Below are 21,147 nucleotides of genomic sequence, written 5' to 3'. Positions count from 1 at the left end.
GCGGGGTCAGGCGGTGCGGTGCTGCTCGACGTGCGCGGAGAGCGCGCGCAGCGAGGAGAAGATCTGCTTGTTGTCCGGATTGTCCGAGCGCAGCTGGAAGCCGTATCGCTTGGAGATCGCCAGCGCCAGCTCGAGCGCGTCGATCGAATCAAGCCCAAGGCCATCACCGAACAGCGGCGCTTCCGGGTCGATCGAATCCGGCGCGACGCCCTCCAGGTTCAGCGCTTCGACGATCAGTGCGGCAAGTTCCTGCTCGGCTTGAAGGGTCTGGCTCATGGCTGACTCGGGTCCTTCCGGATCGTGGATGTGGGTTCCGACCCCGGCGTCCGCGAGGCGGGATACAGCGCTGGAAGTGTATCATACGCACCCCTCAAGGACCCCGGCAGCACTGGCAATGCAGGAGGCAGTCGAAGAGAAGTGCGATGTGCTGGTGATCGGCGGCGGCCCCGCCGGATCGACCGCCGCCACCCTGCTCGCGCGTCGCGGCTGGCATGTGCTGCAGGCGGAAATGGACCGGCACCCGCGCTTCCACATCGGCGAATCGCTGCTGCCGGCCAACGTGCCGCTGCTTGAGGAGCTCGGCGTGCTCGACAAGGTGCGCGAACTGGGCGTACTGAAACTGGGCGCCGATTTCCCGGGTGCCGGCTCGCAGCCGAACGTGTTCCGCTTCCGGCGCGCGCTCGGCGATACCCCGCCTTATGCCTTCCAGGTCAAGCGCGAGGACTTCGACGCGATGCTGTTCCGGCATGCGCGCGAAAGTGGCGCTGACAGTCGTGAAGGCCTGCGCATCGACAACGTCGAGCTGCTGCCCGATGGCGTCCGCGCCTTTGCCACGGGCGAGCACGGCACGTTGGAAATCCGTGCCCGCTACCTGGTCGATGCCAGCGGTCGCGAGACCTTCATGGGCAACGCCCTGAAGATCAAGCGGAAGAATCCGAAACACCAGAGCGCGGCCATCTTCGCGCACTTCCACGGCGTCGAACGTCGACAGGGCGAGGATGCCGGCAACATCAGCATCTACCGCTTCGAGTTCGGCTGGGCCTGGATGATCCCGCTGCCCGATGACGTGATGAGCGTGGGCTGCGTGTGCTGGCCCGAGTATCTCAAGCAGCGTCGCGGCGACGCCGGGCAATTCCTGCTCGAGACGCTGCAGCGGATTCCGGAGGCGGCGCAACGCATGCGAGCGGCGACCCGGTGCTCGCCGACCCACGTTACCGGCAACTACAGCTACCAGTGCACCGCGACCTGCGGCCGGCACTGGATCATGGCCGGCGACGCCTACGCCTTCCTCGACCCCATCTTCTCTTCCGGCGTGCACCTGGCGATGGACAGCGGCGCGCGCGCGGCGAAGCTGGTGGACACCGTGCTGCGTGAGCCGGGCCGCGAGTCGGCACTGCAGCGGGCGTATGCGCGACGGGTGAACCGCGGCCTGCGGACCTTCGCCTGGTTCGTCTACCGCTTCAATTCCAACACGTTGCGCCAGCTGTTCGCGCACGACAGCCCACCCTGGGACCTGGATCGCGGCGTGATCTCGCTGCTGGCCGGCGACGTCTACGATGGCGGCCGCGTACGCCGCAAACTGCACCTGTTCAAGATGGTCTTCGCCGTCGCCGGCCTGATGAACCTGCCGCGACATGTGCGCGACCTGCGCCACCGCCGGCGCCAGGCGCGCGTCGAGTTCAGTGGCGGCAACACCGCCCAGGACCGCCACTGATGGCGGTCGTGCAGGCTTTCCCATCCGGATGCGCACCGACCTTGAAGGTCGGCTATGAAACCGCGCCCGCGTCCGTGCCCGTGTCCGGCCATGACGTGCTGGCTGTCATCGGCTTCGGATCGCACGCCGCGGGCGCTGATCCGCGTGAAGTCGTGGTGCCGCTGGATACCCTCGACGGCAGCGTCGCGCCCCGCGAGGTGTGGCGTGTCGAGGGCGAGGTCAGCCACGGCCGCGATGGCGACATGGCGTGGTCGGAAGGCGGCGGTTACCTGTTCCTGTCGATGCGCGTCGACGAGTCGCGGCACGACGGACCCGAAGGTGCGGCCGACTATGCCTACCGTCGCCTGCTGGAAGGCGTGCGCCGGCACGACTATCCGCACCTGCTTCGGGCCTGGAACTACCTGGCCGCGATCAACGAGGGTGATGGCGACGCCGAGCGCTACCGCCGTTTTTCCATCGGTCGCACCCGCGGCATGGGCGCCTGGCCGGCGGAACGGCTGCCGGCGGCGACCGCCATCGGCCATCTGGTGAAGGACGGCGACCTGTTCGTCTACGCGCTTGCCGCGCGCCGGTCCGCCCATCCGGTCGAGAACCCGCGCCAGGTGAGTGCCTACCGCTATCCGCGCCAGTACGGCCCGGTGCCGCCGAGTTTCGCGCGCGCCATGCGTGTGGACACGCAGCCGCCGACGCTGCTGATCTCGGGCACGGCGAGCGTCGTCGGCCATGCCACCGCGCATGTCGGCGACGCTGCCGCGCAGTCAGCGGAAACGCTGCGCAACCTCGACACGCTTGTGCAGACGGCAGGACTGGGCGACCGTCTTCGCGGCCGTGGCGCCTGCCTCAAGGCCTACGTCCGCCATCGCGAGGATGCGCCGGTGTTGCGCGCCGTCCTCGACAGCGCCGGGCTGCTGCCCGAGCAGGTGGTGTTCCTGCAGGGTGACATCTGCCGCAGCGAGCTGCTGCTCGAGATCGACGGCAGCTTTTCTGGCGCCTGATGCGCTTGGCGGCCTGAGCTTCGCGCCCTCCGGCGGTGTCGGCCTGTGGTCGAACCCCGGAAGGCCGGCACCATTCGACTTCCTACCGACCCGCCACCCAGGGCCGGCGACGCGCCCCGCTGCTGGCGGCCATCCCGACGTCGCTTGACACCCGACGCGTCCTCATGCACGGCGGGCGCGACTGCCGCTAGGCTGTGGCGGTTGCCGGACGCTTTGATCGTGCCAACGGCAACACCCGGCCAGCATCGGCCCGATCGCTGATCCGGGCTCTTTCCTCCCGCCTGCACGGAGCCCCGCATGAGCCTTCACGACGATATCACCTCGACCATCGGCAATACCCCGATCGTGCGCCTGAACCGGATCGGCCCCGCGCATGTCGACCTCTACGCGAAAGTCGAATCCTTCAATCCCGGCGCCTCGGTCAAGGATCGCCTGGCACTGGCGATCATCCTCGATGCCGAGCGCAAGGGCCTGCTGAAACCGGGCGACACCGTCATCGAAGCGACCAGCGGCAATACCGGCATCGCGCTGGCCATGCTCTGTGCGGCCCGCGGCTACCGCTTCGTGGCAACGATGGCGGAATCCTTCTCGATCGAGCGTCGCAAGCTGATGCGTGCCTATGGCGCCCGCGTCATCCTGACCCCGGCCGCGGAGCGCGGCTCCGGCATGGTCCGCAAGGCCGAAGAGCTGGCGAAGAGGCACGGCTGGTTCCTGGCCCGGCAGTTCGAGAACACGGCCAACCCGGACTTCCACGCCGCGACCACCGGTCCGGAGATCCTGCGCGATTTCGCCGGCCGGCGCCTTGACTGGTTCATCAGCGGCTGGGGCACCGGCGGCACGCTCAGCGGTGCCGGCCGCGTGCTCAAGGCCGCGCGCCCGGACCTGCGCATCGCCACCTGCGAGCCGGTCCAGGCCGCGCTGCTGGCCGGCCAGGGCTGGTCGCCGCACAAGATCCAGGGCTGGACGCCCGATTTCGTGCCCGCTGTGCTCGACCGCTCGATCTTCGACGAGAACCTGGCCATCGACGAGACCCTTGCGCGCGATACAGCGCGTCGCCTCGCTGCCGAGGAAGGCCTGTTCGTCGGCATCTCCGCCGGGGCCACCGTGGCGGCCGCCCTGCAGATCGCCGAGCGCGCCGAGGCCGGCTCCGTCCTGCTGGCGATGCTGCCCGACACCGGCGAGCGCTACCTGTCCACCTTCCTGTTCGAGGGCGTCAACGACGGCTCGGACGACGAGTGGCTGGCATCGCTGGAGAGCGGTTGAGCCGACCGCCTCCGGCCCGCGGCGGAATTCCGCCGGCGGAACCGGAATTTTCCGATAGCCGCCGGCCGACGGCGGGCGCAGGCTTGCCGCGGGCAGGTTAGCCCGTGGACGCCGCCATGAATGTTCTCGACACGCTTCGCAGTGAACTGCGCCGGATGCAGGCGCAGGACTTCGCCCTCCGCCTGCATCGCGAACTGGCAATGACGCCGGACGATCCCGACCTGCGCTGGGCGCTGCGCGAGCTGCAATCCGAAATCGCCACGCGCGGGCCGTCACGTCAGCGGCGCGCCGCGACACGCGGACGCAGGCAGCGCGTTCAACGCGGGACCTCGCTGCTTCCCGGCCACTGACCGCGCGCAGCGGGGATCCGGTGTCCGGATCCGTCCGTGGAACCACCTGCAGGCACAGCGCATCGGGCCGCCGCGGCTCAAGCCCCCGCCGCGGCCGTGGTAAAACGACGCCGCGCCGGTGATTCCACCGGCGCAAGCTGCCGCCACGGAAACAATGCGCCGGATCGTCCACATCGACATGGATGCGTTCTACGCCTCGGTCGAGCAGCGCGATGATCCAGCGCTGCGCGGGCGTCCCGTGGTCGTGGCCTGGCGCGGGCGCCGCTCGGTGGTGTGCGCGGCCAGCTATGAAGCGCGGCGCTTCGGCGTGCGCTCGGCGATGCCGGCCGTGCGCGCCGAACGGCTCTGTCCGGATGCGGTGTTCGTGCCACCGGATTTCACGCGCTACAAGGCGGTGTCGAGACAGGTACGCGCGATCATGGAGCGTTACACGCCACTGGTCGAACCGCTGTCCCTGGACGAGGCCTACCTGGATGTCAGCCAGCATCGTGGCGGCCTGCCGACGGCGACGGCCGTCGCCGAAGCCATCCGCACAGCGGTGCGCGGGGAACTGTCGCTGACCGCCTCGGCCGGCGTCGCGCCAAACAAGTTCCTCGCCAAGATCGCCTCGGACTGGAACAAGCCCGATGGCCTGTTCGTGCTGCGGCCTGCGCGCGTCGAGAGCTTCCTGGTCCCGCTGCCGGTGGAACGCCTGCCCGGGGTCGGCAAGGTGATGCAGGACCGCCTGGCGAAGCTCGGCATCCGCACCGTGGGAGAGTTGCGCGCGGCCGGGCTGGAAGCGCTGCAACAACGGTTCGGGCGCTGGGGCCGCCGCCTGCACGAACTGTCACGCGGCATTGACCACAATGCGGTACAACCGCAACGGCCGACCTTGTCCGTGTCCAGCGAAGACACGTTTGCCGATGACCTGCCGTTGACGGCGCTGGAGCCGCATCTGCGCCGGCTGGCGGAGAAAACCTGGACGGCAGGCCGGCGCGAGTCGCGCATCGCACGCACGGTAGTCCTGAAACTGAAGACGGCCGACTTCCGCGTCCTGACGCGCAGCCTGACGCCGGCGAGTCCGCCTGTCAGCCTGGAGGCCGTGGTCCGCATCGCGCTGGACCTGCGCGACCGGGTGGACCTGCCGGCATCGACGCGCTACCGGCTGGCCGGCGTCGGCCTGGCCAATTTCGCCGACCCGGACGAAGTGATCGCCCAGTCGGATCTGTTCGCGCAACCGGCCTCCTAGACGCCGGGCCGCTTGCTGCCGGTCCGGCGCCCGATCGGGCGGCGACCTCAGTTGGCCGGCGTGTCCGCGGTGGTTTCCGCTGCTTCCTCGCCTTCGGTCGCCGGCGGCGCCGGCAGCTGCGGCGGCTCCGGACGGGTGATCACGCCACAGGCGATGCGGCTGCCGGCGTTGCCGGCCGGCTGGGAGGTGTAGTCGTCGGCGTCGGCGTGGACGACCAGGGCGCGATCGAGGATGTCGAAACGGCCGCCATCACCCAGCGTGAGCCCGGTTACATGAAGGTCGACCGTCGCCTCGCCCTGGGCATTGGCCTTGATGTTGGGCAGGTCGCCGGCGTGATGCGCGCCCTGGCCGTGGCGGCCGTGGTCACTGCCTGCCGGGTTGAAGTGCGCGCCGGCGCTGCTGGCGTCGGCGGCACTGCAGTCGCCGTTTTCATGGACGTGGAAGCCGTGTTCGCTGTTCGCCTTCAGGCCACGCACGGTGCCGGTCAGATGCAGGCCGTGGTTGTCCGGCGACAGGACGATCGTGCCGGTCGCGCGCTGCCCGCTGGCCGATGCCAGTTCGACGGTGACGCGGTTGATCTGCGGCTTTTCCGCCGGCACCTGCTGCGCGGACAACGTCCCGGCAAGTCCAAGACTGGCGAGGGACAACGGGAGCAGAACAGCAATACGCATCGGATGACTCCAAGTAGGAATTTGATCGTAGTTTGACAGAACGGCAGGCGTAACGGCCACGACGCGGCGACGCGGAGGCCCGCCCGGGACACGTCCGGATCATTGGCGATTACCCTGCCACGCGCACCCGGTACATGCAACGCGATCCACCGCAACGTGGGGGCTGTTCGGCAACGTGGGCGGCGGCCCAGGCGACCGGATACCCGGATGCCCACGCTTGCTCACGGCCGCCGATGCCGCAGACGGAAAACCCCGCGCAAGGCGGGGTTTTCCGTGTCGGACCGTTCCTGGACAGGATCAGTCGACGTCAAGGAAGCTGCGCAGCTGTTCGGAGCGGCTGGGATGGCGCAGCTTGCGCAGCGCCTTGGCCTCGATCTGGCGGATGCGCTCGCGGGTGACATCGAACTGCTTGCCGACCTCTTCGAGGGTATGGTCGGTGTTCATGTCGATGCCGAAGCGCATGCGCAGCACCTTGGCCTCGCGCGGCGTCAGGCTGCCCAGCACGTCGTGCACGGTTTCGCGCAGGCCGGTCTCGGTGGCATTCTCCAGCGGCGACTCGACGTTGGTGTCCTCGATGAAGTCGCCCAGGTGCGAGTCCTCGTCGTCACCGATCGGGGTCTCCATGGAGATCGGCTCCTTGGCGATCTTCATCACCTTGCGGATCTTGTCCTCCGGCATCTCCATCTTTTCGGCCAGCTCTTCCGGCGTCGGTTCGCGGCCCATTTCCTGCAACATCTGGCGGGAAATGCGGTTGAGCTTGTTGATCGTCTCGATCATGTGCACCGGGATGCGGATGGTGCGCGCCTGGTCGGCGATCGAACGGGTGATGGCCTGGCGGATCCACCAGGTCGCATAGGTCGAGAACTTGTAGCCGCGGCGGTATTCGAACTTGTCAACCGCCTTCATCAGGCCGATGTTGCCTTCCTGGATCAGGTCGAGGAACTGCAGTCCGCGGTTGGTGTACTTCTTGGCAATGGAGATGACCAGACGCAGGTTGGCCTCGACCATTTCCTTCTTGGCCTTGCGCGCCTTCGCTTCGCCGATCGACATCGCCCGGTTGATTTCCTTCAGCTCGGGGATGGTCAGGTACAGCGACTTCTCCGTCATCAGCAGGCCGTCCTGCTCCGACAGCACGTCGTCCTTGTATTCGCGCAGCGTCGGCGCCCACTTCTGGCGCTTGCGCAGCAGGCTGTCGACGAAATCGGGATTGGTCTCGTTGGTCGGGAAGATGCGCAGGAAATCCTTGCGCGGCATCTTCACGCGATGCACGAGGATGTCGTGGATGCGGCGCTCGTGGGCACGGACGCGGTTGACGACGTCGCGCAGCTTCTTGACCTGCTCGTCGATGATGACGGCCGGCAGCTTCAGCTTGAGGAACTCTTCCGCCATGGCGTCACGCGCCTTGACGGTGGCGCGATGCTCGGCGCCGTGCTTGGCGTGCCCGGCCTGGAACTTGTTGTAGTGCTCGCGCAGCAGCTCCATGCGACGGGCGACCTCGGCGGGATCCGGGCCGCTCACCGGCTCGGATTCGTCGGCGGTGTCGTCCTCGTCCTCCTCGACCACGTCCTCGGCGTCTTCGCCCAGCTCCTCCGCGGCGGCTGCGGCTTCAGCGGCGGCCAGCTCGGCAGCCGCTTCCAGGTCGGCGAAGCCGGCGACCACCTCGCTCATGCGACGGCGGCCTTCGCGGTGCTGGTCATAGGCTTCCAGCAGCAACTGGATCGACCACGGGAAGTTCGCCAGGGCGTTCTGCACCTGGTTCAGGCCTTCCTCGATGCGCTTGGCGATGGCGATTTCGCCTTCGCGCGTCAGCAGCTCGACGGTACCCATCTCGCGCATGTACATGCGCACCGGGTCGGTCGTGCGACCCACCTCGGCGTCGGTCACCGACAGGGCCTGGACGGCCTCCTCGGTGACGTCGTCGTCAACCGACGAGGATCCGCCGGTCAGCAGGGCATCGACGGGTGCTTCTTCATGCACCTCGATGCCCATGTCGTTGATCATGCCGATGATGTCTTCGATCTGCTCGGGATCGACGATGTCATCCGGCAGATGGTCGTTGACTTCGGCATAAGTCAGGAAGCCCTGCTCCTTGCCCTTGATGATCAAGGACTTGAAGTCGGTCGGCTGATCGTTCTGCTCCATGAATTCCTCGCGCGAACGGCGGGCGAAAAGAACCCCATAGTTTATGGGGCCGGTCAGGTATTTTCCAGTCAACCGCTATGGCATCCGGACCAGCAACGGCAGGCATTCATCTTCATAGACGAAGAAAAAGGGCCGTTGAGGTCACTTGACGCCGACAAATGCGGCCAGCGGCCCTGGACACCGGCCAAAGTGGGGCCCGGCGGCCCCGAAACCAAGCCGGACAGCGGCCCATCGGTTCAGACTTCCAGCCAGAACGTGACCGGCCCGCTGTTGACCAGATGGACGCGCATGTCGGCGCCGAAACGGCCCGTCGCCACCTGCGCATGCCGCGCCCGGGCCTGCGACACCAGCACCTCGAACAACCGCTGCGCCTGTTCCGGCGGTGCCGCCGTCGAGAAACTCGGTCGCAGCCCGCTGCGCGTATCGGCGGCCAGCGTGAACTGCGACACCAGCAGCAGGCCACCGCCGGTATCGGCCAGCGAGCGGTTCATGCGGCCGGCCTCGTCGGCGAACACCCGGTAGCGCAGCAGCCGGTCCAGCATCCGCGCCGGTGTATCTTCATCATCGCCAGGCTGCACCGCCACCAGCGCCAGCAGGCCGGCGCCGATTTCGCCCACCGTGTCGCCTTCCACCACCACCCGTGCTTGTTCCACCCGCTGGATCAGGCTGATCATCGCTGTTTACGCTCCACGGCTTCCGCATCCCACAGTGTCCACGAAATCCCCATCCGCTTCCGCTCCAGGCCTGGGCGGTCGCCTCGCCTACATCGCGTTCTGGCTGATCGGCAGCCTGCCGCTGCGCTGGCTGCACCGGCTGGGCGGATGGCTGGGCGGACGCCAGCGCGGCCGGGCCTGGCACATAACCCTGCGCAACCTCGAGATGTGCTTTCCGGAACTGGATGACGCGCAGCGACGGGCGCTGGCCGAGGAAACGATGCGAGAATCGGGCCGCAGCATGCTGGAAGCGTTCCGGATCTGGACCCGGCCACGACGCGCCCTGCAATGGATCCGCGAGGTCGAGGGCGGCGAACTGCTGGTGCAGGCGCGCGCCCAAGGCCGCGGCGTGCTGGTGCTGGCGCCGCACCTGGGCGCCTGGGAGCTGCTGAACCTCTATCTGGCGGGCACCGGGCCGGGCGCGGTGCTCTACCGGCCGCCGTCCAGTGCCGCCGTCGAAGCCGCCATCGTGCGCAGTCGCGGCGCCCTGGGCATGGACCTGATCCGCGCCGACAAGCAGGCGCCGCGCACCCTCATCCGGCGACTGGCGGCCGGCGACCTGATCGGCATCCTGCCCGACCAGCAGCCGAAGATCGGCGAAGGCGTGTTCGCACCGTTCTTCGGCGTCGAGGCGCTGACCATGACGCTGGCGCCGCGCATCGCGCAGCGCTGCGTCGCCGTATTCGGTTGCGCGGAGAGGCTGCCCGGCAGCGCGGGGTTCCGGATCCGGTTCGTGCCGGCGCCGGAAGGCCTGTACGAGGAGGATCCCGTCCGCGCCACCGCCGCCATGAACGCGACCATCGAAGCAATGGTGCGCCGGGCGCCGGCGCAGTATGCGTGGACCTACAAGCGCTTCAGCCGGCGACCTCCGGGCGAGGCGCCGCGCTACGGTGCCAACACCCGGCGCCGACGCAACGCCTGACGGCGGCAGTAGCGGTAACGACCCGGCCGGACTAGGGTCCGGCGTCGGCCGTATCGCGGCCGGCCTGGATACCCAGGTCCTTGAGCTTGCGATACAGGTGCGTGCGCTCCAGGCCGCACAGGCGCGCGAGCTTGCCGACGCTGCCACCCGCTTCGCGCAGGCGGTGTTCCAGGTACACGCGCTCGAAGTCCTCGCGCGCCTCGCGCAGCGGCTTGCCGAAATCGAATACCGGCCCGTCGCCCGCCGGCGCGCTGCGTGGCGCGTCGGCAACACGCGCCAGCGCCGGCTCGACTTCACCCAGCCCGATCTCGTCGCCGCCCCCCAGCAGCAGCAGGCGCTGCACCAGGTTGCGCAACTCGCGCAGGTTGCCCGGCCAGTCGTGCTGGCGCAGGCGATTCTGCACCGCGACACCAAAGCGCCGGTACGGCAGGCGGTCGCGGTGCGCGAAGAAATCGCCAAGGTAGGCGAGCAGGTCCGGCAGATCCTCGCTGCGTTCGCGCAGCGCCGGCACCGCCACCGGCACCACGTTGAGCAGGAAGTACAGGTCCTCGCGCAGTGAGCCCTGCTCCAGGCAGTCCTGGGCGCGCTGGCTGGTCGCGGCGACCACCCGCACGTCGAAGCGCACCGGCGCCTTGCCACCAACGCGCACCAGCTCCCCGCGCGCCAGCGTATCGGCCAGCAAGGCCTGGCTGTCGCCATCCAGCCCGATGAACTCGTCCAGGAAAAGTGTGCCGCCGTGCGCGCGTTCGATCAGGCCGGCCTGCACCGAATCGCCGCTTTCGCTGCCGAGCAGCGCGACCCGGCGCTCTTCGCCGGTCAGCCCGGTCGGCGTCACCACCACGAACGGGCCGGCCCGCCGCGGGCCACGGCCATGCAGCCAGCGGGCCAGGCCTTCCTTGCCGGTGCCCGACTCGCCCTGCAGCAGCAGCGGCGCCGGATGGCCGGACAGCCTGTCCAGCTGCTGGCGCAGCGTCTGCATGACGACGCTGCCGCCGACCGGCTCGTTGGGCCACGCGGCCAAGGCACGCAGGCCGGCGTTCTCCTGCCGCAACTGGCTGGCTTCCAGCGCCCGCTCGATGGTGAGCAGGAGCTTGGCCAGCGAAATCGGTTTCTCGATGAAGTCCCAGGCGCCGAGGCGCGTCGCCTCGACCGCGGTCTCGATGGTGCCGTGCCCGGACATGATGACGACCGGGAACGTCAGCCCCGGTTCCGCCCAGCTCTTCAGCAGGCTCAGTCCGTCCTCGCCGGGCATCCAGATGTCCAGCAGCACCAGGCTGGGGCGCTCACGGCGCACACAGGCGCGCGCCGCATCGGCGCCGTCGGCGGTGATGACGCGGTAACCCTCGTCAACGAGGATTTCCTCGATCAGCCGCCGGATATCGGCTTCATCATCGACAACCAGGATGTAGCCCGGCGACATGGACGCTCCGTTGCGAAAAAACGACAGCGCAGCATAGCGGCCGCGCTGGCGACCCGCCACACAGGCTGGCGCCTTCCATACCCAACGTGGGCAAGTACTCGAATTGACGATCTCGACCTGTATCGGCGCCGCCTTGCCACGCCGCGGACTGTTGGCCGGCCCCGGACAGGTGTGCGGTCGCGCTACTCGCGATGGATGCCGTGGCGCGCGAACAGCTCGCGCGCCCTGGCCGCGTAACCGTCCTGGCTGAAGCCAAGGTCGGCCACCGCAAGGTCGGGCCGCAGCCAGCGCGCCGCCAGCAATGCCGTCGAGCCTTCCCCGAGCAGGGCAACGCCGGGCGGCAACAACGGCAGGATCAACTCCAGGGGCAGCAGCGTGGGCAGTGCGCGGACCGTGCCGTCGCGCAGCAGGCCGGCGGGATCGGGATCGATTTCGCGCGGATGGTATTTCACCGCGACCTGACGGCCCCGGCCGCACTCATCCCGGACGCGATCGCGCAGGCGCTGGAGCAACCCGTGATTCGCGCGCAGCTGGTTGGAATGCGGCAGCACCAGGACCAGGCCGACTTTCGACAGTGCGCGCCGATCGAGTCCGAAGGCACGTGCGGCCTGCAGGCCCAGCCGGCAGATGGGCCTGCCGTCGTACCAGTGCCGCGGCAGGGCGCGACGCAGGTGCGGCGGATAAGGCGTCTCCTCGTCGATGAACACCAGCCAGGCCTCGCGGATCCAGGACGTCGTGCCGGCATGGTCGGCGCGCTGCCACCAGCGTCCGTACCCCAGGCGCTTGACGAAGGCATCGATGCGCCGGACCAGAGGCCGCTGGCGGACATCGCCGAGGTAGCTGTAGAGGCCATCGTCGAGATAGCGCCCGACCGGCTGCCGCGCACGCTGGCTGGCTCGATGCAGGGCCAGCTGCGTTTCCGGCTTGCGGTCATTGCCCAGCCACACCTCGTCGGGGCGAAGACTGGCGTCGATCTTTTCGATTTCCGTCAGCGTCTGCCGGCGAAGCGCGCGCTTCACCCTCAGGCGGTGCAGGAAATGGCGGACGCCGCTGCCGCCATCGCGCGCACCCATCACATGCTCGGTGTGGCGGCCGGGGAGGCGCATGATCGCTTCGAAGGGATTGTCACGCCAGCCTTCGAGCAGATCCTGCAACCGCCCCGCCAGATCGAAATCCTCGATGAGCAGCAGACGGGATCGTCCGGGGTGGGCCAGTGCGGCGCCGGCGCAGGCCAGCGCGATCATCGGGGTCGACGCGATGAACAGCCGCGCCGTCACCGGACGGGCGGTCCGCGGTGGCCGTCGAGGCCGTGCACCGCCCAGACCAGGCGTTCGCGGATGGTGACCGCGCGCAGGGCTTCGTTGGCGTCGCGCATGCCGGGCTGCACGTAGCCGCGGTCATGGTCGAGGTGGACGCAGACCGCGGAAAAACGGATCTGCTTGCCGCGCACGCCGGCGTTCACCAGGCGGTCGCCGAATTCGAGGTCTTCGGCGCCGTAGCTCAGTCGTTCGTCGAAGCCGTTGACGCGCACGATGTCGCTCTTCCAGGCGGACGCATTGTGGCCATGCCAGCGCGGCCGGGTCGGTGTCAGCGCATTGAGCACGCGCTGCCGCCACAGCGGATGGCGGGCGATCTTGAGCGTGCGACGCTTCATGCCGCTGGCACGCAGCCATGCCGCGTCGGTGGCGCGGCCGCTGGCGATGTCGTCGCTGCTGATCGCCAGGCTGAGCGCACGCGGCAGCTTGCAGTAACCGCCAGACAGGAACCGGCCCGGCTCGCGTTCGCGCAGGTGTACCGACACGAAGTCGGGCCGCGGGATGCAGTCGCCGTCGGAGAACAGCAGGTAATCGCCCGATGCCGCGAGGACGGCCAGGTTCAGCGCCCGGCATTTCCGGAAACCGGCATCCTCCTGCCAGACATGGACGAGGTCGAACGGGAGTCGCGGACGCATGGCGTCAAGCAGCGCCCGGGTATCGTCCCGCGAGCCGTCGTCGGCGATCACCACCTCGAAATCGAGGCGGTCCTGCGCGGCGTAACCGAGCAGGCATTTCTCCAGCCATTCCGGCTGGTTGTAGGTGGACAGGATCACGCTGGTCGCCATGGCGGCATTGTATCTTCGGCCACCAACGGCCGCATGACCGGCGGATATACTCCCGCGCATGTCCACGACCCCGATCCGCATCTTCTGCGGTGCCGACCGCAGCCAGCAACTGCCGTTCAAGGTACTGGCCGCCTCGATCCGCCAGTACGCCAGCCGCCCGGTAGAAATCCGCACCATCGACAACTCGCTGGCGCCGCCGGTTGCCGAGCCGCGCTTCGCGCCGTACACCGAGTTCTCGTTCGCGCGCTTCGCGATCCCGGCCCTGGCCGGTTTCCAGGGTCGCGCCCTGTACATGGACTCGGACATGCTGGTGTTCGCCGACATCGCACCGTTGTTCGACATCGCATTCGGACCGGCGAAGGTGCTGATCGAACAGGGCGCCGACCCCGGCAAGGGCAAGCAGGCGGCGGTGATGATGCTGGACTGCTCGCGCCTGGACTGGGACGTCGCCGCGATTGTCGGCGGCCTTGGCGTCAGCTACGGCTACAACCCGCTGATGGCGCTGACACCCCTGTTGTCGCCGCAGGAGATCGGTGACGGCCTGCCGAACGGCTGGAACGACCTGGACATCTATCGCCCGGGCACGACCTGCAACCTGCACTACACCGAAATCCGCACCCAGCCCTGGGTGTATCCCTGCCATCCACATGGCGGGCTTTGGGTGAAGCAGGTGCGTGCGCTGCTCGACAGTGGAGAGATCACCCCTGACGAGCTGGACATCGAGATCGCCGAAGGCTACCTGCGGCCGTCGATCCTGCGCGAGCTCGGCCTGTCGGACAGGCCGGCGAAATCCGATCCCGCCAGTCTCCTTGCCTGGGACCGGGCAAAGGGTTTCGTGCCCAACGGCCGTCTGCTGCGACGCTTCGCCGAACGCAAGAAGGCCGATGCGGCGCGCCGTCGCGACGAAGCCATCCGGCGCCGGCCCTGGCTGGCGTTCTGGTATCGCCTGCGGCACCGGCTGCGTCACGGCGGTTGAGGCGCCGCCCTGCGGCCGGCGCGCGGGATTCGCGTGCGGCGGTTCGCCGAGATCCGGACCTCAGTCGCGCAACTGCCCGGAATCCCTGCGTCGGCCGTGCAGCGCGTCACCGATGCGCGTGGCCAGGCGACGCAGCTGTCGGAAACGACGCTGGCGGGACTTCAGGTCGAACAGCGGTACCGGCACTTCGCCGACGATGTTGAGGAAATAACGACTGCGCGCCACCGGCTGCCGCGGCGTCACCGCATGGATCGCGTCGATGCCGTTCAGGAACATCACCAGTGTATTGCCGGCGTAGGGCACCTGGCGGACGGTTTCGACATCACCGGGATCCAGCTGGCTGCCATCGAAGCGGGCGGAGGAATGGCGGTAGCGCTGCAACTGCAGTTCGCCACCGACGGTCTCGGTGTCATCGTCGGGACGCATGTAGAGCAGCCCGGCGAACAGCTTGTCGGGTTTGTCGACGTGCGGGCCGCGCACCGCAGAGGCGCCGGCGAGCACGGGCGAATTCAGGCAGACCTGCGCGTCGAGCAGGACGTCGGCGGTGCTGAAGTCATCGCGACGACGCACGCCGGCACGCCAGCCGGAGATCGGCCCGAGGCGATCTTCCAGCCACGGATACCGCTGCCGGATCGCCGGCGCGAATGCGGCAAGTACCGCATCGAGGAAATCCTGCGACACATTGGCGGCGATGAAGGACCGCCACGCAGGATCAAGCTCGCCGTCCACCAGCGTATGCCGCGCCGACCAGCTGAAGCGCCGGTTGTCACCCGGCTCGCCGCCCTGGCGGATGCGCACGTCGTCAGGCAGCGCCGCCGCCAGTGTCGAATACACGGATGCCGGCAACGCATCGGGCACGACGAAATGCGGAAAGGGCTGCCCGGCGTAATGCGACGGCGACAGCACGCTGCCCAGATGGATCATGTTCAAAGGTCCCCAATCACCTGGCGGCAAGTGTAGGACCTGGCGCGGCGCGCGACGATCCCGCGGTCAGGCAGGCAGCCACAGCCGGAGATAGGCGCCGCCGCCCTCGGCATTGCCGGCTTCCAGGCGGCCGCCGTGCTCGGCCATGATGCGCTGGACGATCACCAGGCCGAGCCCGGAACCGCGGGGTTTGCTACTGCGGTACGGCTCCAGCGCAGCGATGTCGAAGTCGGCCGGCAAGCCGGGACCATGATCGCGCACTTCCACCATGGCCTGTCGGCCATCGTCCACGGCGACGACCGCCGTGCCGACGGACAGGCGGGGCGCAGGCAGTTCCGCCATGGCCTCGATCGCGTTCTTGATCAGGTTGTGCAGCACCTGGCGCAGGCGGTCGGGATCGGCCTCGACCATGATCTCGCCCGGCGCCAGCGCCAGCTCGACATGAAGGCGCGCATCCTGGCCGTACAGCGCCAGCACGTCGCCGACGAGCGCGTTCAGACCGATGCCGACGCGCCGCGGCGGCTGCGGGCGGGCGTAGTCGGAAAAGGCATTGACCAGCGTCTTCAGCGACTCGACCTGGGACACGATGGTGCCGGTCGCGCGCTCGAGCACGTCGGCATCATCGGGCGGCAGCCGCCCCAGATAGCGTCGGCGCAACCGCTCGGCGGCGAGCTGTATCGGCGTCAGCGGATTCTTGATTTCATGCGCGAGGCGACGGGCGACTTCCGCCCAGGCGGCTTCACGCTGCCCGCGGCCGAGCGCGCCGGCATCATCGAACACGACGAGCTGGCCGCGCCCGCCATCGGGCTCCACCAGTGCCCGCCCGCGCAGCAGCAGCGCGCGTGGCGGCACGGCTTCGTCGAGCCTGACTTCCTCATGCCAGTCGCCGGCGTCGCGGCGGCGTTCGCCGATGCGCCGGGTGAACGGCTGCAGCGCGGGGTAGCGCCCACCCAGCACCGCCAGCTCGGCACCGATCACGTCATGGCCGTTCACGCCGAGCAGCTGCTCCGCCGCGGCGTTGAGCAGGCGGACGCGGCCGCTTCCATCCAGGCCGATCACCGCGCTTGAAATGTGTGCGAGAACGGCGTCGAGATAGGCGCGCTGCGCTTCCAGCAAGGCCTGCTTGCCAAGGATGTCGGCGCGCGCATGGTCCAGTTCGCCGCTCATCCGGTTGAAGGCGATGACCAGGTCGCCGAGTTCGTCGTCGCGCGAGGGTGTGGGCAAGGAGCGGTATTCCCCGCGGCCGATCGCCGCCGTCGCCTCGGCCAGGTGCGCCACCGGCGTCACCAGTCGGCGCGATCCACGCAGCGCCAGCAGCAGCGCGGCCAGCAGCACCAGCATCAGCACCAGGCCGAGGATGATCGCCATGCTGACCTTGAGCGCGCCGCGCAGGAAGTCGAGCTGGCGGTACTCGGCAACGGCGCGGTCGATGCGGTGCGCGAGTGGCGCATAACGCGGTGGCACCGGAAACACCGCCTGCACGACATCGCCGACGGCGAGCAGCGCACCGACATCGACGCGGGCCAGCGCGCGCAGCACCAGCGCATCCCCGCGGCTCTCGACGACGGCGACGTGGCCATCCGTGCTGAGCCGCAGGCGCAGCTGCTCAGGCGGCGTCTCCGGACGCAGCCAGTCCGGATCGGCGCTGGCCGATGCGCGAACCGAGCCATCGGCGGCCAGCACGCCGACCTGCAGCGCCGCCACTTCGTCGATGACGTTGTCCAGTTCCTGCTGCCAGTCCGCCGGCGGCAGCCGCGACAGTCGCCGGGCAATGCCGGCAGTCGCTTCCTCGGCATCGGCGCGCCGTTCTTCCAGGTACAGCCGGCCAACCTCGAGGGCGTCGTCGAGTGCGCTGGTCACGGGTGCCGCGAAGCGGCTGTCCACGGTGCCGAACAGGAAATTCAGCGCGAACACGAACAGGATCAGCGAGGGCAGCACGCCGATGGCGAGCAGCAGCCAGAGCAGCCTCGCATTCAGGCGCGCGCCCGGTTGTCGCGCCCGCACCGCACGCAGCAGGCGCAGGACCTGCAACGCGATGATCGTCCCGAGCGCCAGCGCCAGCACGGCGGCCAGCACCAGCAATGCCGGGTAGTACGGACCCAGGCGGGCGCGACCGACGGTGGCATCGTTGGCCAGGAACAGGCCTGCCACGCTCAGCGCGATGATGGTCGCCGCGACCAGCAGGCCGGCGCCCCAGCGACTCAGCGTTGCCCGGCTGGCCACGTCACCACCCCACTGTCCAGATGCCAGTCGCGGTCGAACACCGCCGACAGCGCGAGCGGGGACGGCAACCGTCCGCGGTCGAGGTGGACGCGCACTCGCACCGCGCCTTCATGGTCGCCGTCCAGCGGCAACGGCCAGCGCTCCAGCGCCGCCAGTGCCGCCGACCGGCTGTCGTAGCTGCGGCTGTAACCGGTCGCCGGTTCGCGCAGCTGGTATTGCCGGCTCAATGGCAGGAAGCGCAATTCACGCCGTTGCGTGCTGCGCCGGCCATCCGCCTGCATCTCGCACTGGAAACCCAGCGGCACGCCGCGTAACAGGCCCTGCACCATCGTCGCCGGCAGGTCCAGTCGCAGGCTCAGTTCCAGCTGGCCGTCCGCGGTGCGGTAGAGATCGACGATGCGCACTCCGGAAGCGGATCCGCCGCAGGCCACCAGCGCCAGCGCGGTGAACAGCAGGGCGCCGATACGTCCGCCGCTTGTCATCCGCGCAGGCATCCGTGGCCGGAACCACCGGCGGCGCGTGCCCGGCCCATCATCGCGCCGGGACGTGGGCATCAGTCGCGCACCAGCAGTGCGTAGGCGAATCCGTCGCCGCCTTCCGGTTCCGGCAGGCACTGTGCGACCCCGCCCTCCATCCGGCGCGCGCGCTCGACCGCGAGCGGCAGGACGCGGGCTTCGGGATGGCGGGCGAGGAACGGTGTGAGCACGGCTTCGCTTTCGGCGCGCAGGACGGAACAGACGGCATAGAGTAGGCGCCCGCCCGGCGCCAGCAAAGGCCAGAGCGCATCGAGCAGGCGCGCCTGCTGCCGCGACAGGTCGGCGATGTCGTCGGCACGGCGGTGCAGACGGACATCGGGTTGGCGCCGGCCGATGCCGGTCGCCGAACACGGCGCGTCGAGCAGGATGCGATCGAACGGCCGGCCGTCCCACCATCCCGACGGATCGCCGGCATCGCCGCTGCGCAGCTCGACGTTCGTGTCGCGCAGCTGCAGGCGTTCGAGGTTCTCGCCGATACGGGCCAGGCGCGAGGGATCGCTGTCGAGTGCGAGGACCGATGCGACATCGGGCCGCCGCTCCAGCAGGTGCGACGTCTTGCCACCCGGCGCAGCGCAGGCGTCCAGTACGCGCTGGCCGGCCTGCGGGTCGAGCAGCTGCGCCGCGTATTGCGCCGACGCATCCTGGACGCTGAAACGGCCTTCGGCGAAACCCGGCAGTTTCGTCACCGGCTGCGGCGGATCCATTCGCAGCGCGTCCGGCAGTTGCGGATGCGCGGTGGCGGGAAGGCCGGCGGCCTGCAGCCGGGCCAGACAGTCGTCACGGCTGCCCAGCCGGCGGTTCACGCGCAACCACATCGGCGCCTCGGCGTTGCCTGCCTCGAGGATGCGCTGCCAGTCACCTGGCCAGTCGTGGCGCAGGGCGTCGATCAGCCACTGCGGATGGCGCCAGAAGGCTTGTTCATTGTCGTCGAGGCGCGCGGCCAGCGCGTCGCGTTCGCGCAGCCAGCGACGCAGCACGGCGTTGCCCAGTCCGGCGAAGGCTTCAAGGCGCAGCGCGCGGATCGCCGCCACGGTTTCGGCCACCACGGCATGGGCGGGCAACTGCAGGGTTTCGATCTGCGCGAAGGCGGCGACCAGTGCCGCTTCGACGGGCGCGGCGCGCGCCGGCAGGGGCTTCTGCAACAGCATGGCCAGCAGGGCGCGGTAACGGATGGCGCCGCGAACGCCGGCGAGGACGATGGCGTGCAGCAGTCCGCGATCGCGCGGATCGGCGATGCGCGCTTCGGCTGGACCGAGGACCGCTTTCAGTGAACGACCGGCCAGCACCTGCGCCAGCACCCGGGCCGCCTGCGCGCGCAGCGGGCCGGAGGCGCTCATGACGACAGCAGCGTCGGACGGCCGTTGAGGTAATCGGCGACGCCGATGCGGCGGCCGCCGGCGCGCTGGACGCCGAGCAGGCGCAGCGCGCCTTCGCCGCAGGCGATGTCGATGCCGTCGCGACCAGCGCGCAGGACGGTTCCCGGCGCCGCCGCGTGCGGTTGATCGAGCGGGCGCGCCTGCCAGATGCGCAGTGCCTCGCCGGCGACGTCGGCCTGCGTGCCCGGCCAGGGCTCGAAGGCGCGGATGGTGCGGTCGAGCACCGCCGCCGGCTGCGACCAGTCCAGCTGCGATTCGCTTTTTTCGAGTTTGTGCGCGTAGGTGACGCCGTCGGCCGGCTGTGCCTGCGCCGCCGGCAGGAGGCCATTCGCCAGTCGCTGCAGGCCATCGCCCAGCACCTGCGCGCCAAGCGCCGACAGGCGGTCGTGCAGCGTCTGGCCGGTGTCGTCGTCGTGGATCGGGGTCGCGGCTTCGAGGATCACCGGCCCGGTGTCTAGCCCGGCTTCCATCTGCATCAGGCAGACGCCAGTTTCGCGATCACCGGCGAGCAGCGCGCGCTGGATCGGCGCCGCGCCACGCCAGCGCGGCAGCAGCGAGGCATGCACATTCCAGCAGCCGTGGCGGGGAATCACCAGCACCTTCTTCGGCAGGATCAGGCCGTAGGCGATGACGATCATCAGGTCGGGCGCGAGCGCCGCCAGTTCCGCCTGCGCCTGCGCGTCGCGCAGCGTCTGCGGCTGCAGCACGGGAACGCCGGCGGCGAGCGCGCGCTGCTTCACCGGCGAGGCAGCCAGCTGGCGACCGCGGCCGGCCGGCCGGTCCGGCTGGGTGTAAACCGCGACGACTTCGTGGCCGGAGGCCAGCGCGGCCTCGAGGCCGGGCACGGCGAAATCCGGCGTGCCGGCGAACACCAGCCGCATGCGTCCACTCATCGGGAGACAGCCTCAGGCGGCGCTGCGTGCGCGTTCGCGCTGCGCCTTGGCAAGACGCTTGCGCACCATCTCGCGCTTCAGCGGCGACAGGTAATCGATGAAGACCTTGCCGTCGAGATGGTCGATCTCGTGCTGTATGCAGACGGCCAGCAAGCCGTCCGCAGTCAGTTCGAACGGCTGCCCGTGACGGTCCAGCGCACGCACGGTGACGGCGTCGGCACGCTCGACATCGGCGTAGATGCCCGGTACCGACAGGCAGCCTTCCTGGTAGACCTGGCTGCCCTGCTTGTCGACGATTTCAGGGTTGACGAACACCAGCGGATGGTCCTTGCCTTCGCTGACGTCGATGACCATGAAACGCTTGTGCACGTCCACCTGGGTCGCCGCCAGGCCGACGCCCGGCGCCGCGTACATGGTCTCGAACATGTTGTCAACCAGCGCCTGGAAGGCGTCGTCGATCTGCTCCGGCGCCACCGCCCTGGCCTTGGTGCGCAGTCGCGGATCGGGGAATTCGAGGATGTCGAGCAGGGCCATGGGCAAGTCTCCTGACGGCAATCTGGTGCGGGTGGCCGTCGATTCAAGGGCAGTCTAGCAGCCCGGCCCTTTATGGCGGTTCCCGCGCGCCCTGCGGTTCAGGCGCGACGTGCCCTTGGACGGGCGCCCCGGAACCATCTGGCCGCGGTCGGTGGCGACAGGCCCG

Annotated in this window: 20 protein-coding genes; 7 read left to right on the top strand and 13 right to left on the bottom strand. The window is 69.2% G+C overall.

The genetic code is table 11. The features are described from left to right. Positions 1 to 6 precede the first annotated feature (6 nt). Positions 7 to 276, bottom strand: coding sequence for a phosphopantetheine-binding protein (locus EDC25_RS03095; protein WP_123522735.1), 270 nt, complete (start codon positions 274 to 276; stop codon positions 7 to 9). Between the two features lie 118 nt (positions 277 to 394). Between EDC25_RS03095 and EDC25_RS03090 the strand changes: the two genes are divergently transcribed. The 5 genes from EDC25_RS03090 to dinB all read left to right on the top strand — a co-directional run bounded on the left by EDC25_RS03090 (position 395) and on the right by dinB (position 5,550). After that, positions 395 to 1,714: an NAD(P)/FAD-dependent oxidoreductase gene (locus EDC25_RS03090; protein WP_123522736.1), complete on the top strand. Its 1,320-nt coding sequence runs from the start codon at positions 395 to 397 to the stop codon at positions 1,712 to 1,714. After that, complete coding sequence (locus EDC25_RS03085) at positions 1,714 to 2,709, top strand: chorismate transformation FkbO/Hyg5 family protein (protein WP_243695094.1); 996 nt, start codon at positions 1,714 to 1,716, stop codon at positions 2,707 to 2,709. Before EDC25_RS03090 ends, EDC25_RS03085 begins: the two co-directional genes overlap by 1 nt. A 297-nt stretch (positions 2,710 to 3,006) precedes the next feature. Next, positions 3,007 to 3,972, top strand: a complete 966-nt coding sequence (gene cysK / locus EDC25_RS03080) for a cysteine synthase A (RefSeq protein WP_132577221.1) — start codon at positions 3,007 to 3,009, stop codon at positions 3,970 to 3,972. Positions 3,973 to 4,088: 116 nt separating this feature from the next. After that, positions 4,089 to 4,322, top strand: a complete 234-nt coding sequence (locus EDC25_RS03075) for a hypothetical protein (RefSeq protein WP_123522737.1) — start codon at positions 4,089 to 4,091, stop codon at positions 4,320 to 4,322. Between the two features lie 154 nt (positions 4,323 to 4,476). Beyond that, positions 4,477 to 5,550 (top strand): DNA polymerase IV, encoded by a 1,074-nt coding sequence (gene dinB, locus EDC25_RS03070; protein WP_123522738.1) that lies wholly within the window; start codon positions 4,477 to 4,479, stop codon positions 5,548 to 5,550. A gap of 47 nt (positions 5,551 to 5,597) precedes the next feature. On the opposite strand, the gene EDC25_RS03065 is transcribed toward dinB, so the two are convergent. The 3 genes from EDC25_RS03065 to dtd form a co-directional block, all read right to left on the bottom strand. Next, positions 5,598 to 6,221: a superoxide dismutase family protein gene (locus EDC25_RS03065; RefSeq protein ID WP_123522739.1), complete on the bottom strand. Its 624-nt coding sequence runs from the start codon at positions 6,219 to 6,221 to the stop codon at positions 5,598 to 5,600. 297 nt (positions 6,222 to 6,518) lie between these two features. Then, positions 6,519 to 8,363, bottom strand: coding sequence for an RNA polymerase sigma factor RpoD (rpoD, locus tag EDC25_RS03060; protein ID WP_123522740.1), 1,845 nt, complete (start codon positions 8,361 to 8,363; stop codon positions 6,519 to 6,521). Positions 8,364 to 8,599: 236 nt separating this feature from the next. Continuing rightward, positions 8,600 to 9,037 (bottom strand): D-aminoacyl-tRNA deacylase, encoded by a 438-nt coding sequence (gene dtd / locus EDC25_RS03055; RefSeq protein WP_123522741.1) that lies wholly within the window; start codon positions 9,035 to 9,037, stop codon positions 8,600 to 8,602. Positions 9,038 to 9,071: 34 nt separating this feature from the next. Between dtd and EDC25_RS03050 the strand changes: the two genes are divergently transcribed. Continuing rightward, positions 9,072 to 9,998, top strand: a complete 927-nt coding sequence (locus EDC25_RS03050; RefSeq protein ID WP_123522742.1) for a lysophospholipid acyltransferase family protein — start codon at positions 9,072 to 9,074, stop codon at positions 9,996 to 9,998. 31 nt (positions 9,999 to 10,029) lie between these two features. On the opposite strand, the gene EDC25_RS03045 is transcribed toward EDC25_RS03050, so the two are convergent. The 3 genes from EDC25_RS03045 to EDC25_RS03035 all read right to left on the bottom strand — a co-directional run bounded on the left by EDC25_RS03045 (position 10,030) and on the right by EDC25_RS03035 (position 13,519). Then, a complete protein-coding gene (locus tag EDC25_RS03045; RefSeq protein ID WP_123522743.1) occupies positions 10,030 to 11,418 on the bottom strand; it encodes a sigma-54-dependent transcriptional regulator in 1,389 nt (462 codons plus the stop codon). A gap of 182 nt (positions 11,419 to 11,600) precedes the next feature. After that, complete coding sequence (locus EDC25_RS03040; protein WP_123522744.1) at positions 11,601 to 12,695, bottom strand: hypothetical protein; 1,095 nt, start codon at positions 12,693 to 12,695, stop codon at positions 11,601 to 11,603. Then, complete coding sequence (locus EDC25_RS03035; protein WP_123522745.1) at positions 12,692 to 13,519, bottom strand: glycosyltransferase family 2 protein; 828 nt, start codon at positions 13,517 to 13,519, stop codon at positions 12,692 to 12,694. Before EDC25_RS03035 ends, EDC25_RS03040 begins: the two co-directional genes overlap by 4 nt. A gap of 58 nt (positions 13,520 to 13,577) precedes the next feature. Here EDC25_RS03035 and EDC25_RS03030 point away from each other — a divergent pair, with 58 nt between their 5' ends. Next, positions 13,578 to 14,495 (top strand): glycosyltransferase, encoded by a 918-nt coding sequence (locus EDC25_RS03030; RefSeq protein WP_123522746.1) that lies wholly within the window; start codon positions 13,578 to 13,580, stop codon positions 14,493 to 14,495. Positions 14,496 to 14,555: 60 nt separating this feature from the next. Here EDC25_RS03030 and EDC25_RS03025 read toward each other — a convergent pair whose 3' ends face one another. The 6 genes from EDC25_RS03025 to def form a co-directional block, all read right to left on the bottom strand. Then, the gene (locus EDC25_RS03025; protein ID WP_123522747.1) at positions 14,556 to 15,419 is read right to left on the bottom strand and encodes a 2OG-Fe(II) oxygenase; all 864 of its coding nucleotides are present in this window, start codon (positions 15,417 to 15,419) and stop codon (positions 14,556 to 14,558) included. A gap of 66 nt (positions 15,420 to 15,485) precedes the next feature. Continuing rightward, the gene (locus tag EDC25_RS03020; RefSeq protein WP_123522748.1) at positions 15,486 to 17,642 is read right to left on the bottom strand and encodes a sensor histidine kinase; all 2,157 of its coding nucleotides are present in this window, start codon (positions 17,640 to 17,642) and stop codon (positions 15,486 to 15,488) included. Then, entirely contained in the window at positions 17,621 to 18,124 is a 504-nt protein-coding gene (locus tag EDC25_RS03015) for a DUF4390 domain-containing protein (protein WP_164484122.1), read from the bottom strand. Before EDC25_RS03015 ends, EDC25_RS03020 begins: the two co-directional genes overlap by 22 nt. A 71-nt stretch (positions 18,125 to 18,195) precedes the next feature. Beyond that, positions 18,196 to 19,515, bottom strand: a complete 1,320-nt coding sequence (gene rsmB, locus EDC25_RS03010; protein ID WP_123522750.1) for a 16S rRNA (cytosine(967)-C(5))-methyltransferase RsmB — start codon at positions 19,513 to 19,515, stop codon at positions 18,196 to 18,198. After that, complete coding sequence (gene fmt, locus EDC25_RS03005) at positions 19,512 to 20,447, bottom strand: methionyl-tRNA formyltransferase (protein ID WP_240639693.1); 936 nt, start codon at positions 20,445 to 20,447, stop codon at positions 19,512 to 19,514. The genes rsmB and fmt overlap by 4 nt, the downstream gene beginning before the upstream one ends. Before the next feature lie 12 nt (positions 20,448 to 20,459). Further along, positions 20,460 to 20,981 (bottom strand): peptide deformylase, encoded by a 522-nt coding sequence (gene def, locus EDC25_RS03000; protein ID WP_123522752.1) that lies wholly within the window; start codon positions 20,979 to 20,981, stop codon positions 20,460 to 20,462. Positions 20,982 to 21,147: the final 166 nt, after the last annotated feature.

The organism is Pseudofulvimonas gallinarii (assembly GCF_004343305.1).
Taxonomy (GTDB): Bacteria; Pseudomonadota; Gammaproteobacteria; order Xanthomonadales; family UBA2363; genus Pseudofulvimonas; species Pseudofulvimonas gallinarii.
This window is presented reverse-complemented; position numbering and strand designations above follow the sequence as displayed.